Raw genomic sequence first — 16,022 nt, 5'->3', positions numbered from 1 at the left:
GCGTGGCGGCCTGGAGTCTGATCGAAACTCATTTCTTCCCAGCCCCGCGTTGTCGTGGACGTCCCCTGTGCGCTTGGCGGTCAGTCCCGTTTTCGCTTTTCCAGGAAGCGACGCATGGCTTGCCGCGGCTCGCCGCTGGCGTAGGCTGCCTTTTGCGCCGCGATGGCGGCGGCGAGCGCCGCCTCGAATCCCGGGTCGGTCAACGCGCGCAACCGTTGTTTGGTGAGCCGCATCGCCGTGGGCGGCAATCGAGCGAGGCTCTGACTGAGAGCAAGCGCGGTTTCGAGGACTTTCTCGCGTGACACCAGGCGATTGAGCAATCCGATCTCGTACGCCCGGCTTCCGGAGATCAGCTCGCCAGTGAGCGACAACTCCAGGTTATGCCCTACGCCCACATATGCGGTCATGAGCTGGCTGCCGACGATCGAAGCGAGCCCGGCCTTGATTTCTGGTTGGCCGATTTTCATCTCGGGATAGCCCACGCGCAGATCGCAGCACAAGCCGATCTGGAATCCCGCACCGGCCGCAACGCCGTTGAAAGCGGCGATCGCCGGGACGTCGAGGTTGCGCAGTGCGCGGTACATCGCATGATTTTCGGTCAGCCATGCTTCGACGTCCTCCACATCGTAACCTGCTGTTTCGGTCAGATCCTGGCCCGAGCAGAACGCGCGCTCGCCTGCGCCGGTGATGACGACCGCGCGCACGCCGTCGTCCGAGCCCAGCGTCTGCATCGCGCCGGTCAGCCGTGTGCGCAGTTCGCGGTTGATGGCGTTCAGCGACTCGGGCCGGTTCAGCGTCACAATCGCCACGGCTTCGCGCTTTTCGATGTCCAGGGGGGAGTGCAAGCAGGGGTCTCCTGTTGTCGGTGTCGTCTACAATTCTTCGGTCAACTGAACCGGGAGCACGTCCGTCATGCGCCTCGTCCTTCTTTTCCTGGGCGCCGCCGCGCTGCTGGTGGCCGGTCCGGGCGCGGCGGCCGACTTTCCTCCTGCGCCGGCGGACGCGGCCGCAGCCGGGGCGGCCGGGCTGCAAAGGCTGGCGACCGAGCGGCTCAAGACCGAGTTCACCGGCGCGCGCGAGGAGCGCAACAGCCGGGGCGAGAACTACGTCGCGCATTATGGCGCGGACGGGCGCATCGAGTTGCGCGCGGGCAGCAGCCTCATCGACAGCGGCACCTTCAGCGTCACCGGCCAGCGCGGTGGCTCGCTCTGCCTGATGCTCGACAAACAGATGAACCAGCGCCTTTGCTCGATCTGGTTCGTCGCGCCCGATGGCGTGCATCTGTTCGGCTACAACCCTTCAGACGCCAGGCTGCGCGCCATCTCCCGCGCAATCCCCAGGTAAGAGAGCGACAGGCGAAGACACGAGGAAAAGGCCGGGCGGTTTAGACACAACACCCGCACAGTGCCCCCGCATCGAAGTGGCTGGCCCGCTCTTCCTTGCGTGGATGACGTTGTGACTCTCCCTTGACTTCCGTCTCTCTGTTTTGCCTTCGTGTTTCGCTCTTGCCTTTCTCTCACACGTAAGCCGGGCCCTCGATGACGGGATGCGCGGCGAGAAATTCCTCGTCGACTTCCAGTCCGATGCCCGGAGCTTCGAGCGGCCGCACGCAGCCATCACCGTCGATTGCGTACGGGGGGCGATCGACCAGCTTGTCGCGGAACAGATTGGCCTTGGACACATCCGCCTCGAAATAGCCGGCGTTGTCGATGGCGCAGAGGAAATGCACGCTCGCCGCCATGTTGAGCGCGGTCATCGAGGTGTGCGGGTGGATTGGCAGCTTCCAGGTGCCGGCGAGCGCCGCGATGCGCAACCCCTCGGTGATGCCGCCGCTCTTGGACAGATCGGGCTGGAGAATCGTGATGGCACCGTCATCGATGATGCGATCGAATTCGAAGCGCGTGTAGTGGTTCTCGCCCGCGGCGAGCGGTACGCGGCCCAGCCCCTTCGCTTCGCGGTAGCTGCGCCAGTCGTGGGCGGGAAACGGTTCCTCGAGCCAGCCGACGCGGTTCGCTTCCAGCCCGGGCATCGCGGCGCGCGCATCCGCCAGCCGGTAACCGGTGTTGGCGTCGGTGAGAATGACGAGCGAATCGGCGAACGCCTTCCTGACCGCGGAGACGCGTTCCAGATCGCGTTGCACGCTATCGCCGATGCGTAGCTTGACCGCCTTGTAGCCGGCTTCTACGTGCACTCGCGTCTCTTCCACCAGTTTCGTCGGATCTTGGTAGCCGAGCGAGACGCCGCCGGCATAGGCCGGAATCGGCCGCGCGCTTCCGCCCAGCAGGCGATAGAGCGGTATCCCCAGTGCCTTGGCGCGCAGATCCCAGAGCGCCATGTCGATGCCGGAAATCCCGAGGCATGCCCCGGCGCCCATCCCGTGGCTGGCGAGCTGCTTGTCGTACATACGCTTCCAGATTCCGGTCACGTCGTCGGCGAGCTGTCCCACCACGAGGCTCTTGAGCGTGGTGTTGATGATGTGCGCCACCGCGCCGGGGCAGCGGCCGTGATGCGCCTCGCCCCAGCCGATGAGCCCGTCCTCGGTCGTCACCTTCACGATCACCGCATCGCGCTTGACTGTGCGCCCGATGCCGAGCGTGACGCTGTTGTCCGGATCGACCGGAAACGAAGTGGGATAGGCGCGCACCTCGCGGATGCGCAGCGTCGGTCGCAGCACGGCTCGGGCGCCCGCCATGGATTTCCTCTCCTCTATTTTTTCTTTCGCAAACCGAGAGCCGCTCGACCTCGGTCGGCTGTCCTCCGTCGCGCGTCACTCGTCACTGTCCGCCTGACACTGGGCTCACGACGGACTTGTGGGCTCAACTGCCGGGAGAAACTCCAGCGCGACCACCCGGTAGGCCGGGCGATAGGCGTCGCGGTAGGGCTGTGAATGCCTGACCACCGGATAGCCGGAGCGCGCAATGCGGTCGAAGTAGTCGACAACGGTCTCGCGGGTAAACGGTATCGCCCCGGCGCCTGCCAGATCGCCCAGGCAGGCGCAGAACTTGGAGAGCTTGTCCCTGGAGCCGCGATAGGCAACCGCGGTCTGGATGAAAGCGTCGGCGAGCGCGGAGAGGTCGTGGCCGGCATCCAGATAGGCACGCAGGTGAATGCGCGCGAGCTTGCCGTCGGGCGAGATCACGTCGGCGATCGGCTCCTCGGGCCCGGTGCCGAGTACGGCCGCTTCCTGCTCCAGCCGGCGGCGTGCTGCTTGGGGATCGTCCACCGCATGTCCGCTGCCGAGCGCCGCCTGATGCAGCAGTTTGTAGACATCATCGAGCTGCATCAGCGGGTAACGCTTCAAGTGGTGTCCCAACAGCTGGCCGACGAACTTCATCGCTGGTACTCCCGTCGCAGAATCCAACCATAGCGCCGCATCCACGCCGGCCGCAAATCGCCCGGCCCGCTCGACTTGCCCGGAAGCGCGCTCGGCCGGAAGCGTGGGGTCTTTCGCGAAGTGTATCGAATCCCTGGAAGGTGCATTTGCTTTTGTGCGGTGCATCGCGCTAATGTCGCAGCCTCGCTTCCAAGGGTGCCCCGACATCGCGTACGGGCACCCCGGGAGCGATTGATCTGTGCAGGGCCGACCAGAATCGGCCTCTTCCGAAGAACATCTGAAGCGGAGGAACCATGCCAAGAATCCAAGAGCACGAATTCATCGATCTGTCCAAACCGGTCGAACGCAAGCCGGATGAAAACACGCGCCGCAATTTCCTCGCGAAGGTCTCAGGCATCGCGGCGATCACTGCGATGGCGCCGCAGGCCTTTGCCCGCAACTTCATCGACCAGTACGACCCCGACGGCCCGATCGCGCGCTATCCGAATCCGGACGTCATCGTTCTGGACAAGCGCTTCAAGTACAAGCTCGGCAACACGCCGATCGTGCGCCTGTATCGCGGGACGATGTGGGCCGAGGGCTGCGCGTGGAGCGGCGTGGGCCGCTACGTGGTGTGGAGCGACATCCCGGCTAACGAGCAACTGCGCTGGTGCGAAGAAGACGGCCATGTGGGTCGCCGCTTCCACTATCCGGCGGGAAACTCGAACGGCAACACGTTCGACTACCAGGGGCGGCAGATTTCGTTCGAGCACGGCACGCGCCGGGTCGGACGCTATGAGATCGACGGCAGCTACACGGTGCTTGCCGACAAGGCCGACAACGGCAAGGAGTTCAATGCCCCGAACGACGGCGCGGCGCATCCCGATGGGTGGCTGTTCTTCACCGACCCGGGCTACGGCGGGCTGATGAACTACGAGGGAGTGCGGCTCAATACCGGCAGCCCGCAGCCGATCCAGAAGGAAGCAATTTACCGCATCGACGCTCCCGGCAAGGTGGCCAAGGTCGCGGACGAGCCGTTCAAGCCCAACGGGCTGTGCTTTTCGCCCGACTTCAAGAAGGTGTACGTGGCGGACACCGGTCTGTCGCACTACCCGAATGCCAAGAGTGTGATCTGGGTGTACGACGTCGACAGCAGCAGGCGGCTGCGCAACCCGCGCGTGTTCGCGAGCATGGAGCTGAACGGCAAGATCGGCTTCGCCGACGGCATCCGCTGCGACGAAGACGGCAACGTGTGGGCGGGAATGGGATGGGTCGGCGACGGCTACGACGGCGTGCACATCTTCGCGCCCGACGGCACCCGCATCGGCCAGATCCGCATGCCCGAGATCGTGGGCAACATCTGCTTCGGCGGAACCAAACGCAACCGCCTGTTCATGGCGGCGAGCACTTCCCTGTACGCGGTCTACGTCGAAACCCGCGGCGGCACGCTCACCTGAGCCGGCCGTCCGGGCGAGAGCGAAGAAACCCGCACGGTTCGCCGTGCGGGTTTTCTCAGAAGATGCCGATCACGCGCAGGGCATAAACGTTCCGGCGGTAAGCGAAGGCCGCGATATTGGAGTCGTTGTCGTAGTATTGGTATTCGGCTCCAACCTGCCAGCGTTCGCCGAGATTGCGGGCCAGTCCGAGACCGACACGCAGCTGCTGGTCCTTGCGGCGTTGCTCGACACCGCCCTCCAGAACGTCGGCGTCGCGGTAGCTGCTCAATGTCAGTGCGAGCGATGCCGATACCTCCCAGTCGGCGGCCAGGCGCCGGCCGTACTCCGCACGCAATCCCATCCGAACCGGCGAGAAGCTGGTGAAGATGCCAGCGCCGTGCAGGTCTTCGCGATCGTTGTACTCGGTAAAGGCACGCCCGCTCAGCCAGCCGTCCGTGCGCGAGTGCATCGCGTCGACGCTTAGGCGATGCTGGTAGCCGTTCAACTGCGAAAACAGCGAATCGCGCGCGTCAATGTCGCTGAAGCGATAGCGCAGCTCGAACGTGGCGGTCGGCGCGATCGCCCGTTTTCCAGCGACGCTGGCAGTCAGGGTGCGCAGATAGTCGCGGTTGCCGAGCGTGCTGAGTTCGAGGTCGCCGCCCGCCTCGGCACGCCATCCGCCCCAGGTGGTCACCTGCGCGGCGCCGCCTCGCAGGATGGTCATGCTGAAGGCATTCTGGTCAACGTATTCGACCAGATAGGCGGAGCCGTGGAGCTTGATGCCGTCGCGGGGAGTGCCATGAACCGTGGCGGAACCGGCCAGGAAGAGTTCGAAGAACGAATCCCCTCCTCGGGCGGCCCCGCCAATGTCCTCCACCACGAGGTTGTCGTCGTAGCCCGCGCCGGCTGCGATCGTCGCGCTGTGCCGCGGTTCGGCTCCAGCCACCCTGGAAAGCCGGGATAGCTGCACCGCCGCCAGTCGTCTGAGTTTTTCATCCTTGGCCAGACGGTGCGCGATCAGGAACTGGCGTCGCGCCTGCTCACGCTCTTCGAGTCTGAGCGCGAGCAGACCGAGGTTGTAATGCACCAGGGCTCCGAGCGTTTCGTGCTCCGCGACGCGCCGAAAGCTGGCGCGTGCTTCCGCGTAACGGCCGAGCCGGTAATAGGTCACGCCCAGGTTGTAGTGCAACGCCGCCCGATCGAGTCCCGCCGCCCGGGCGCGCTGGAACTGACGCAGCGCTTCCTCGTGCCGTCCAGCGCGCGAGGCGCGGATACCCGCTTCGAAGGCCGCGTCGCCCTCGGTCGCAGCAAACCCGCGAGTGGCTGCGGGTCCTTCGGCGAGAAACAGCGCCGTCAGAATGGGAAGTGTTCTGCGCAACAGGAACATCAGACTCTGCTCCTCCGGCATGCGTCGGTCGGAACCAAGAAAAACCGATGGGCGCGCGAGGGAAGGCCCTACCCCGCGCGCCCATCGGCGCGTGCCACTGCCGCTCGGAGCGGCTCATGGATTCGGAGTCACGAAGGGCGGAATCCCCCCGGTTTGCGAGCGGTGCTCCGACAGGGAGCGCGCGCGTTCCAGGGCATCGCGCCGTTCGTTGGCGTTACGCTCCATGGCCTCGCGCGCGGTCGACAGACCCTGCTCGCGACGCTGGCGTGCTTCGTTTGCCGTGGACAGGCCGAACTCCGAGTCGATGACCGCCTGCGGATCCGCCTCCGGTGGAAGCACGATCTGCTTGGTTACGGCCTCCGGCAGCTCGTCCTCGATCACTTGCATGGTGATGTCGGCGTCCTGTGCCAGGCTCGTTCCCGATGCGATCGCAAGGCACGCTGCGATCGCGGATCGTTGCAAGGTTCCCATCATGACCAACCTCCTTTCTCAAGCTTCGGCTGCCCGATTCTTGCTGTCCAGTGTCCGGCCACCGGCAGCGTCGCCGGGATAAACGCTCAATCTGACCTTGAAGATCTGCTGCTTTTCTCCGTAGCTGATGCGTACCCTGAGGTCTGCGCTCGCCACTTTCCGCGCCACGATCGGCAGGGTGAGATTGTTTGTGCCGCTCGCGAGCGCGGTATGCCACGTCAGCGATCGTCGTCCGGGGTGTCCGCTGAGTTCCACGTGTTCTGGCAGTTCGAGCGACATCGTCCCGTCCGGAATGTCGCGGGGAACGTGAAACACCAAGTGCACCGACTTCACCTGCTTTAATGCCATTCTGACTTCGTGAAGATCCGCGTCCGGCTCTGCCGTCCGCTGCGCCGGCATGAGCACGAACCACGTTGCGAGCGCGAGCGCAGCCGCGCTGGCGAAACCGGCGACAAAGCCGCGCCGATGCAGTTTGCGATCGGTGTGGTCTGCCTCGGCCAGCGCGCGGCGCGCAAATCCCCGACTCGGGCCCTGGACGGGATGCGCGCGCAACAACGCACGAAAACCGCGCTCGGCCTCGAGCGCGCGGCGGCAGCTCCTGCACAGCGCGACATGCCGCTCGACAGCATCCGCTTCCGGCAGCGGAAGCAGGCGGTCCACGAAATCCTCCAGACGTTCGGTCACTGCGTCGCAATTCATGCCGTCACCGTCTTACCCCTGCTTGCTAACACGTTGGGTGACGCAAAAGAGTTCCCGCCGAAGGCACTCGCGCAACCGGGCGCGTGCTCGGTGCAGGCGAGACTTTACGGTCCCGATCGGCAGATCAAGGACTTGAGAGATCTCCGCGAGGTTGTAACCCTCCATGTCGTGCAGCGTAACGACCACCCGCTGTTCGACGTTGAGCCGTTCCAGCGCGGCCGCGATCTGCGCCTCCAACTGCGCTCGCGCCGCTGTTTCCACCGGTTCGGGGCCTGGACCGTGAAGTTGCGAAATGGCTTCCTCTCCGGTTGCATCGGCGGCCGGCTCGCGACCGTTGCGGCGCACGGTGTCGACGAACAGGTTGTAGAGTGCACGCACGAGCCAGGGCCGCAGGTCCTTGACGCGCGCGAGTTCTTCTCGCTTCGAATACAGGCGCAGCAGCAGCGACTGCACGAGGTCTTCAGCATCCTCGACCCGCCCGGTGAAGCGGTAGGCCGCACGGTAGAGGCTGTCTACGTACGGCCCCAGCAACAGCGCGAAGGGGTCTTGGCCGAGGCTCCGTTTCAGGAACCGGACGAACTTGCCCATCCTGTTCCTACACGATGAGCGAGGGCAAAAGGTTCCGCGCGCCCCAACACTGGATGGGGGTGCGCCCGGAAAAGCGGGGCCCGCGCGGCTTGCGCCGCGCGGGCCCCGTCGTGCCTGAGAGAAAGATCAGAACGGCAGGAGGTATCCCACCGTAATGTAATCGACGTAGTCGTTGATCTGGGTATATTCGACGTCCAGCGTGCCGCGGCCCAGCGCGAAGCCCAGACCGATGCCTGCGGTGAGGTTGGTGTCGTTGTCGAAGTCGTCATCCCAGTACGCGATGCCGAGCTTGGCCTTCAGGTGCGTGTTGCCCGGCGTGCGATACACCGCATAGCCGGCCACGGAGTTGATCTTGTAGTCGTTGTTGCGCCCGATCTGGCCGTCGGTCAGCCCGAGGTTCAGCTCGGCTTCCCACGAGACGTTGCCCTGGATGCGTTTGCCGAGGACAGCGCCGACGTTGAGGCCGGCGTCGTTGTCCGACCCGTGCGGTTTGAAGAACCCCAGCTTGCCGCCGAACATCAACGGTTCGACGCCTTGCGCCATGGCCGATGAGCAGAACAACACGGCCGGCGCGGCCAACGCGATGAGCAGTCGCTTCATGAACGCCTCCTGAGTATGAAGGAAAACAGGCGGGCAAAGCTCCCGCCGCCTGAAACAGTTTCAGACAGACCATGAAACAGCGGACAAGGTTCGCGGGCAAGACTCGACCACAGCGAATCGCGCGTAAGAAGGCCGGAACGCTGTCGCCGGCCGGCGACAAGGCCAGAGTCTAGCGCTGCTTCCTGGCAAGCTCGCCGAGTTTGGCGACCGCCTGTTCGATGCGCGGCGACCACGGTTCGGCGCAGCCCATGCGAATGCAATTGCGGTAACGGCCGGAGGCGGAGAAGAGCACGCCCGGGCTGAGCGAGATACCGTGCTTCATCGCCTGGCGGAACAGTTCCACCGAGTCCATGCCTTCGGGCAGCTCCAGCCAGAGAATGAAGCCTCCTGCGGGGCGTGTGATCCGTGTGCCGGATGGAAAGTGTTCCGCCACCGCGGCCGAAACGCGGGCGGTTTGATCGCGGAAGGCGCGGCGCAGATGGCGCAACTGCCGCTCGTAACCTCCGCTGGCGAGAAACTCCGCCAGCGTCAACTGCAAGGCCTCGGGGCTGCCCACCGAATTGATGAACTTCAGCATCTGCACCTGAGCGTGCCACTTGCCGGGCGCCACCCAGCCCAGACGAAAGCCGGGCGCGACGGTCTTGGTGAACGACGAGCAGAGCATGACGTTGCCGCCGCGGTCGAACGCCTTGACCGGCAGCGGCCGGGCTTCGCCGTAGTAAAGGTCGCCGTACACGTCGTCTTCGATCAGGGGTATGCCGCGCTTTTCCAGCATGCGCGTGAGGCGCTTCTTGTTTTCGTCGGGCATCGTGAAGCCGAGCGGATTCTGCGCGTTGGCCATGACCACGACCGCTGCGATCTTCGAGCGCTCGAGCGCGAACTCCAGTGCCTCGAGCGAGATGCCGTCGCGCGGATGGGTCGGGATCTCGAGCGCCTTGACGCCGAGCGTCTCACAGATCTGCAGCAACCCGAAGTAGGTCGGAGACTCCAGCGCAATGGTGTCGCCGGCCTTGGCCACCGCGCGCACGCACAGGTTCAAGGCTTCCATCGCGCCATGCGTGATGATGATGTCGCGGGCCGCGAGGTTGCAGCCCAGATCCAGCGAATGGCGAGCGATCTGCCGGCGCAGCTCCTCGTTTCCCGGCGGAAGCACGTACTGGGTCAGAGCCGTGGGCCTGCGCCGGGCGATGGACGACAGCGCACGCCGCAGCCGCTGCGTGGGCATCAGCTCGTGGCTCGGGCAAGCCGCGCCGAAGGACACGACGTCGGGCTTGCGCGCATCCAGGACATCCTGCACCAGCGCGCTTACGCCCACCAGCTGCGGCGCGGAAGGTGGGCTGGAAACCGACGGCTCGGCAGCCACCGGCCCGCGCGGGCGCACGTAGTAGCCCGCGTTCGGCCGCGCTTCGATCAGACCACGGGTTTCCAGCACCTCGTAGGCCTTCAACACCGTGGCAATCGATACCTTGCGCTGGCTGGAGAGCCTGCGCACGGAAGGCACGCGCTCGCCGGGACGCAAGGTGCCGGAGGCGATCATCCCCGAGATGGAGGCCGCGACGGTTTCGTAGAGCACGCCCTGTTCGTTCATGGCAGCGGGATACTGCGACAAGCGGGACGGCTCGGGCAGGCACAGCTGCCCGCCGATTCGACCGTAACAGTCGTCGAAGCCGCAAACTGTAATGTACACAATTCCGCGATCGTGAGACTGTTACGGACAGCGGTGCTTGCCTACGATGAGCGCCGGTTTGCCTTTCTGGAGCGGATCATGAAAGTGGATCTGGACGAGGCCACGCTGAGCCTGGATCGGCTGAACATCGTGAAGCTGCGCGGTGCCAAGGGCGCGTGCGTGACCTGCCGCGCGGGCGTGCTGTGGATTACTCAAGAGGGCGTCCCCCGCGATGATCTCCTGCCGCCAGGATCCTCCGTGCGGCTGGAAACCGACGGCGTCGTGCTGATCGAAGCGTTGTGCGCCTCCAGCGCCACCTTGCGGCCGGGTGGAACCGCCGCCCACGAAGACGATTCGCCCGCGCTCGAGATTCCCGGCAGCGCGGCCGCGTGAAACAAGAACGACGTGGACCACCAAACAATCAGAAACGAGACGAGCCGAAACACGCACCGCGCTGTTCACCGCAGCACTGTGGGCAGTCGAGTTCTCGCGCGCTCGGGCCGCCACGGATTGTTCTTGTCCTTCTCGGTGCCCATGGTGCCCCGGCGGTTCGACGCAGTCCGCGTCAGTCCGCGTACTTGATCGAGCAGCCGTAGGGCCGGGTGCTGTTCTCGGACACCGGCTTGCCGGCGAGCAATTCGTCCAGCGCCTTAGCGACGTAGTTTTTCGCGCCGGGGATGTCGCGCGCGCTGATCGAGGGCTTGTCGTCGATGCCGCCCATGTAGACCAGATTGCCGGACGGATCGACGATGTACATGTGCGGCGTGGTGCGCGCGCCGTAGGTCTGACCGACACTGCCCGCCGGGTCGAGCAGGAAGGCGCTGGGATTCGACTTCCACTCCTTCAGAATGGCCTGCGAACGAGCGGGATCGCGGTAGTTGCTGTGCCGAGGGCTGGTGGAGTTGATGCCGATCCAGACCACGTCCTTCGCCGAGTACTTCGCCTGCAGCGACTGCATGTTCCCGCTTTCGTAGTGCTTTTGCACGAACGGGCACTCGGAGTTGAACCACTCCAAGACGACGTACTTGCCGCGGAAATCAGACAGCCGGTAGGGCTTGCCGTCGATGCCGGTGAGGGCGAAATCCGGGGCGGGCCGGCCCGGTGCCACCGCGGCGTACGCCGCACCGACGAGTCCGAGGGCGATGCATGCGACCAGGGCGTCGCGAACGATACCGATCATTGTTCCTCCTTGTTGGCGAGTGCGAATTCCCGTTCACTGCGAGGCTGCGGTCCGTGTTGCGGTCACGACATCGATGGCGGCAATCACCCGCGCTTCGGTGAGCAGCTCCGGAAGCAACAACGGCGCGCCAGCGCGGGGCGGATACAATGCGTACACCGGCACGCCGCTGCGTCCGAGTTCCTTGAGCGCCATGGTGATCTCCGGGTCCTGGCTGGTCCAGTCCGCGCGCATCAGCACCACGCCGCGCTCGGTGAAGTGGCGTAGCACCGACTCGCGCTCCAGCACCAGCCGCTTGTTGACCTGGCAGGTCACGCACCAGGCAGCGGTGAAGTCCACAAAGACTGCCTTGCCGGCCGCCTGCGCCTGCACCAACGCTGCGCGCGACCACGGTTGCCAGTGGCCTTCGGCCGAGGCCGAGTTCCGGCCGCCCGGTGCCTGCGGCCAGGCAATCGCGAGCCCACCGGCGAAGAGCAACGCCGCGCTGACGAACGCGGCCCTGCGCGCGCCGTAGACAGCGGCGTGACGGAAGCGGCCAAACGCCCACAGCGCCGCGCCGAGCAGCACGAGGCCGGCCAGCAGCCTGATCGCCCCGTCCAGACCGGTCTGCCTGCCGAGCACCCAAACCAGCCAGACCACCGTCAGATACAACGGAAAGGCGAGCAACTGCTTCAGCGTTTCCATCCACGGGCCTGGTCGAGGCAGCTTTTCCATCAGGCGCGGCGAGAACGAAAGCACGACGTACGGCGCCGCCATGCCGAGCGCGAGCGACGTGAAAGTGAGCATGGCGTCGCCAACCGGCTGCGTGAGCGCAAAACCGAGCGCGGCACCCATGAACGGCGCGGTGCAGGGGGTGGCGATGACCGTGGCCAGCAGGCCGGACAGGAAAGCATCGAGGTATCCCGAACGCGCACGCAAGCTGCCGGCGATGCGTTGCATCGAGTCGCCGAAGTGGAAGACGCCCGACAGATTGAGCGCGAGCGCGAAAAACAGCGCGGAGAGCGCCGAGACGACCACCGGCGACTGCAGCTGGTAACCCCAGCCCAGCGCCGCGCCTGCAGCGCGCAGCGCGAGCAGCAGGCCGGCAACGACCCAGAAGCAGACCAGCACGCCGGACGCGAACAACAGACCGTGACCACGCAGGCTCGCCCGGTCTCCGCCCGCCCGTTCGAAGAAGCTCAGCACTTTGATCGACACCACCGGAAACACGCAGGGCATGAGGTTGAGCAGCAGTCCGCCGGCAAAGGCGAACGCGAGCGCGGTCACCAGCGAGAGCGCCGCACCGGATTGTTCCGGCGCCGGCACGGGCAGCGCCGGCACGACGGTAAACTGGAGCGCTACCGCGGCAGCGCGCACGCCACCTGCCAGCTCCGGCTCGGCGACCAGGATGCCTTTCAGCTCGCCCTGCCTCGCGCGAGCCTCCGGCGCCGCGTCAAGGCGCAATCGCCAGTTCCCGCCCTCGAAGCTCAGCCGCTGGCGCGACGAGTAGCGGATCCACCCGTCTTCCTCGGGAAAGAAGGTCAGGCGCGTGAGGGCGGGCGCGGCGGTGCGCGGCAGCGCGATCAGCCATTCGTTGCCGGCCAGCGTCGCGGAGGCGCGCAATCTCTCCACTTCGCGCGGCAATGCGGCGCGGGTTTCGCGGAAGCGGTTCGCCCACCGCGGATCGGGCGCAGCATTGCCAACCGGCAGGACGACGGAGAACTGCGCGTCGCCCGGAATGCAGATCTCTTCGCACACCAGCCAGTGCGCTTTGGCCTCGAGCGGCACGCTGCCGGAAAGCGATGGCGGCGTGCGGATGTCGGTGAGCAGCAGGACCTCGCCCTCATAACCGTAATTGGCCAGCGGCCCGACGTCGATGCGCTTGGGAGCCGGCCACTGAATCGGCCCGGCCTCGAAGCCGGGCGGCAGTTTCCACTCGATGCGGGTGGGCAACCCCGAGTCGCCGGGATTCTTCCAGTAGGTATGCCAGCGCTCTTCCATCTTCAGCCGCAGCGCCACGGTGAGCGCCTGCCCTGGCGCGACTGCGGTGCTCTCCGGAATGAGCTCGGCCTCGATATGGGGACGCCGCACCGGATTGGCCTGCACGGCTGTGGCCACCCCGAGACACAGGATGACGGGAAGAAGTCGCAATGGGCGCATCGGGAAGATTGTCACACGTCAGAGCCCGGCGCCGGTCGCAAGTTCCGTCGGGTGCAGCGGCGTTGGGCAGGTACCCGCAGGCATGGCAGACTTTCTGCATGCCCCGTGCCATGTTCTCGGCCGCGTTGCTCGCGCTGGTGTGCGCGGGTGCGTTGCGCTGTTCCTTCTCGATCGCGGCCGAGCTGCGCATCACCGCGCGAAGCGCCGTCGACTTCGCCTCGGTTGCCCAGGGCCGCGCGATCCTCGGCCGGGTGGACGAATACGTCCGGGGAATGAACGCTTTCGACCGCAAGCTGCGGCTCGATCGCGAAGACGCGCTGGGCGAGGCCGATTATCTGAACTTTATCCAGAGCCAAGTAACGGCCTGGCCGGCGGAGGAGCAGCAGCACGTGGCCGCAGTGGTGGAAAAACTCTCCGCGCGGCTGCAAGGTCTTGATCTGCCGCTGCCGCCTCGCGTCCTGCTGATCAGGACCACCGGTGCGGGAGAGGAGGGCGATGCCTACACGCGGGCCAACGCCATCGTGCTCCCAGCGCGCAACAGCGGCGCCGTGCCGGAAAAGCTGCTGGACCTGCTGGCGCACGAGCTGTTTCACTTGATGACTCGCCGCGATCCCGCCTTCCGCGAACGGGCCTACGCGCTGATCGGTTTTCGTCTGAGCCCGCAGATCGCGCTGCCCGCGGCGCTGGCGGAGCGCCGTATCGGCAACCCGGATGCGCCCGGGCTCGACACTTATGTCGAGCTGACGGTCAACGGCAGGCCGTTGCTGGCCGCCCCGGTGTTGCTGGCCGGAGAGGATTTCAGCCTGCAGGTCGGCGTGGAACTGAGCGATTACTGGCAGTTGCGCTTCCTTGCCGTCGAGCCCGATGGCCGGGGCGGCGTGCAACCCGTGGTCGCGGAAGGCTCGCCGGTGCTCTACGCGCTGCACGAAGTGGGTGGGTTCTTCGAGCGTGTGGGCACGAACACTTCCTACCTGATTCATCCCGAGGAAATCCTGGCGGACAATTTCGCGTTGATGGTGGCCGGCGGCCGGGTCAACGACCCGCAGCGCCTCGAGCAGCTCAGAGCGCTGTTTCAGCGCGCGCCACGCTGATCGGTTCAAAGCCGGCCGCCGCAAAGCTGCACAGCTTCCCGCCGCAGCCGGTCGGGCAAAGGCGCGTGCCCTGGCCCGGGCCGTCCCGCGGTCGGATATCGCCATGTTCCACCTTCGGCGGTCCGGTGAGCACGTCCCGCTACCCGGTGGAGCAGTAGGCGCGCTCTGGACGTCGCACATCCGTATCGGGTTCTCCGCTGCGAGGCCTTCGTCGAGCAGCACCACTTCGTCGGCGTGGTGGAGGGAGGCGATCTGGTCGTGGTACGGACCTTCGCGGTGCGGCGCGTCGGCGCTAAGGCGCGATTGCGCTCGTGGATCTGCGCCTCGACGGCTTGAGCCCCGCGCGAAGTCTCGCCGAGACCGGGCGGCCCTTGATTGGTATGCGCCTGACAGCAGGTTGGGCCGGTCGGGCAGCCGAACTGTCTCGAAGGCGGTGATTCGCATGAGCGCCTATTGCACCTCGTGGGCCTTGATTGCGCGCGCCGCGACGACCTCGGCCCAGCGTTTTACCTCGGTGCGGATGTGCAGGCCGAAGACTTCCGGCGTGCCGCCGCCGGGGACGACTTCCATTTCCGCCAGCCGGTCGAGCACCTGCGGATCGGCGAGCGCTTCGTTGTACGCGCGGTTGAGTTTTTCCACGATGGGGCGGGGCGTGTGTTTCGGAGCGAGCACGCCGAACCAGGGCGTGACGACGAAGCTGGGAAATCCCGCTTCCTCCATGGTCGGCACCTCGGGCAAGGTGCCGAGGCGGCGCGCGCTGGTGACTGCCAGCGCGCGCAGCGCGCCGGCCTGCACGTGCGGAAGGATCGAAGGCGTGTTGTCGAAGAACAGGTCGATCTGCCCGCCGCGCAGATCGGTGATGGCCGGAGCGGAACCTTTGTAGGGTACGTGCACGATGTCGATGCCGGCCATCAGCTTGAGCATTTCGCCGCAAAGATGCGGCGAAGAGCCGTAACCCGAGGACCCGAACGTGATCTTTCCCGGAGATTTCTTCGCCAGTCCAACCAACTCCCGCACCGTGCGTGCCGGCACTTCCGGATGAACGGTGAGCACGTTGGCCAACGAGCCGAGCAGTACGATCGGTTCGAAATCCCGCTCCAGGTTGTAGCCCGTGTTCTTGTAGATCGCCAGATTGATGGCGCAGGTCCCGATGGTGCATTCCACCAGGGTGTAACCGTCGGCGGGCGCACGCGCCGCCGCTTCAGTACCGATGTTGCCGCCGGCTCCCGGACGGTTGTCGATCACGATCTGGTGGCCGAGCGCCCTGGCCGCTCGCTCCGAGACGGTGCGCGCAATCAGGTCGGAGGAGCCTCCGGCGGGAAATGGAACGATGAGGCGAACCGGCCGCGATGGGTAGGCGGATTCCTCGGAGCAGGCCGCGGCGCAGAGCAGCAGCACGGCTGCCATGCCGCCCAGCAAAACGCGCATGCTTTCCCCGATCGGGATCAAGCGCGC

16 protein-coding genes are annotated in these 16,022 nt (G+C 65.8%); 4 read left to right on the top strand and 12 right to left on the bottom strand.

Features of this window, described 5'->3' with window-relative positions:
- Positions 1 to 80: 80 nt before the first annotated feature.
- A complete protein-coding gene (locus tag VNM24_00880; protein ID HWQ37152.1) occupies positions 81 to 845 on the bottom strand; it encodes an enoyl-CoA hydratase/isomerase family protein in 765 nt (254 codons plus the stop codon).
- A gap of 67 nt (positions 846 to 912) precedes the next feature.
- Between VNM24_00880 and VNM24_00875 the strand changes: the two genes are divergently transcribed.
- Complete coding sequence (locus tag VNM24_00875; GenBank protein HWQ37151.1) at positions 913 to 1,344, top strand: hypothetical protein; 432 nt, start codon at positions 913 to 915, stop codon at positions 1,342 to 1,344.
- Positions 1,345 to 1,516: 172 nt separating this feature from the next.
- Here the strand turns inward: VNM24_00875 and VNM24_00870 are convergent, their stop codons facing one another.
- Positions 1,517 to 2,692 carry a mandelate racemase/muconate lactonizing enzyme family protein gene (locus VNM24_00870; protein ID HWQ37150.1) on the bottom strand — a complete coding sequence of 392 codons (1,176 nt, stop codon included), beginning with the start codon at positions 2,690 to 2,692 and terminating at the stop codon, positions 1,517 to 1,519.
- 105 nt (positions 2,693 to 2,797) lie between these two features.
- Entirely contained in the window at positions 2,798 to 3,334 is a 537-nt protein-coding gene (locus VNM24_00865) for a hypothetical protein (protein ID HWQ37149.1), read from the bottom strand.
- Positions 3,335 to 3,627: 293 nt separating this feature from the next.
- Here VNM24_00865 and VNM24_00860 point away from each other — a divergent pair, with 293 nt between their 5' ends.
- Positions 3,628 to 4,770: an SMP-30/gluconolactonase/LRE family protein gene (locus VNM24_00860; protein ID HWQ37148.1), complete on the top strand. Its 1,143-nt coding sequence runs from the start codon at positions 3,628 to 3,630 to the stop codon at positions 4,768 to 4,770.
- 55 nt (positions 4,771 to 4,825) lie between these two features.
- Here the strand turns inward: VNM24_00860 and VNM24_00855 are convergent, their stop codons facing one another.
- From VNM24_00855 to VNM24_00830, 6 genes are all read right to left on the bottom strand, one after another.
- The gene (locus VNM24_00855) at positions 4,826 to 6,157 is read right to left on the bottom strand and encodes a tetratricopeptide repeat protein (GenBank protein ID HWQ37147.1); all 1,332 of its coding nucleotides are present in this window, start codon (positions 6,155 to 6,157) and stop codon (positions 4,826 to 4,828) included.
- A gap of 93 nt (positions 6,158 to 6,250) precedes the next feature.
- Positions 6,251 to 6,610, bottom strand: a complete 360-nt coding sequence (locus tag VNM24_00850; protein ID HWQ37146.1) for a hypothetical protein — start codon at positions 6,608 to 6,610, stop codon at positions 6,251 to 6,253.
- Positions 6,611 to 6,625: 15 nt separating this feature from the next.
- Positions 6,626 to 7,306 (bottom strand): zf-HC2 domain-containing protein, encoded by a 681-nt coding sequence (locus VNM24_00845; GenBank protein HWQ37145.1) that lies wholly within the window; start codon positions 7,304 to 7,306, stop codon positions 6,626 to 6,628.
- A 12-nt stretch (positions 7,307 to 7,318) separates the two neighbouring features.
- The gene (locus tag VNM24_00840) at positions 7,319 to 7,894 is read right to left on the bottom strand and encodes an RNA polymerase sigma factor (GenBank protein ID HWQ37144.1); all 576 of its coding nucleotides are present in this window, start codon (positions 7,892 to 7,894) and stop codon (positions 7,319 to 7,321) included.
- 126 nt (positions 7,895 to 8,020) lie between these two features.
- The gene (locus VNM24_00835; protein ID HWQ37143.1) at positions 8,021 to 8,494 is read right to left on the bottom strand and encodes an outer membrane beta-barrel protein; all 474 of its coding nucleotides are present in this window, start codon (positions 8,492 to 8,494) and stop codon (positions 8,021 to 8,023) included.
- Between the two features lie 169 nt (positions 8,495 to 8,663).
- Complete coding sequence (locus tag VNM24_00830; GenBank protein ID HWQ37142.1) at positions 8,664 to 10,082, bottom strand: PLP-dependent aminotransferase family protein; 1,419 nt, start codon at positions 10,080 to 10,082, stop codon at positions 8,664 to 8,666.
- A gap of 111 nt (positions 10,083 to 10,193) precedes the next feature.
- Between VNM24_00830 and VNM24_00825 the strand changes: the two genes are divergently transcribed.
- On the top strand, positions 10,194 to 10,553 hold the full coding sequence (locus VNM24_00825; protein HWQ37141.1) for a DUF2917 domain-containing protein: 360 nt from the start codon (positions 10,194 to 10,196) through the stop codon (positions 10,551 to 10,553).
- Positions 10,554 to 10,725: 172 nt separating this feature from the next.
- Here the strand turns inward: VNM24_00825 and VNM24_00820 are convergent, their stop codons facing one another.
- Both VNM24_00820 and VNM24_00815 read right to left on the bottom strand, forming a co-directional pair.
- Positions 10,726 to 11,340 carry a thioredoxin family protein gene (locus tag VNM24_00820; protein ID HWQ37140.1) on the bottom strand — a complete coding sequence of 205 codons (615 nt, stop codon included), beginning with the start codon at positions 11,338 to 11,340 and terminating at the stop codon, positions 10,726 to 10,728.
- Between the two features lie 33 nt (positions 11,341 to 11,373).
- Positions 11,374 to 13,467 (bottom strand): thioredoxin family protein, encoded by a 2,094-nt coding sequence (locus VNM24_00815; protein ID HWQ37139.1) that lies wholly within the window; start codon positions 13,465 to 13,467, stop codon positions 11,374 to 11,376.
- A gap of 107 nt (positions 13,468 to 13,574) precedes the next feature.
- On the opposite strand from VNM24_00815, the gene VNM24_00810 reads away from it, so the two are divergent.
- Positions 13,575 to 14,567, top strand: coding sequence for a hypothetical protein (locus tag VNM24_00810; protein HWQ37138.1), 993 nt, complete (start codon positions 13,575 to 13,577; stop codon positions 14,565 to 14,567).
- Between the two features lie 450 nt (positions 14,568 to 15,017).
- Here VNM24_00810 and VNM24_00805 read toward each other — a convergent pair whose 3' ends face one another.
- Complete coding sequence (locus VNM24_00805; GenBank protein ID HWQ37137.1) at positions 15,018 to 15,995, bottom strand: tripartite tricarboxylate transporter substrate binding protein; 978 nt, start codon at positions 15,993 to 15,995, stop codon at positions 15,018 to 15,020.
- Positions 15,996 to 16,022 lie beyond the last annotated feature (27 nt).

The sequence above is a fragment of the Burkholderiales bacterium genome, from assembly GCA_035560005.1.
Classification (GTDB): Bacteria; Pseudomonadota; Gammaproteobacteria; order Burkholderiales; family Eutrophovitaceae; genus DASRFY01.
Note: the sequence above shows the minus strand (reverse complement) of the source record. Positions and strands in the feature narration are given on the sequence as shown.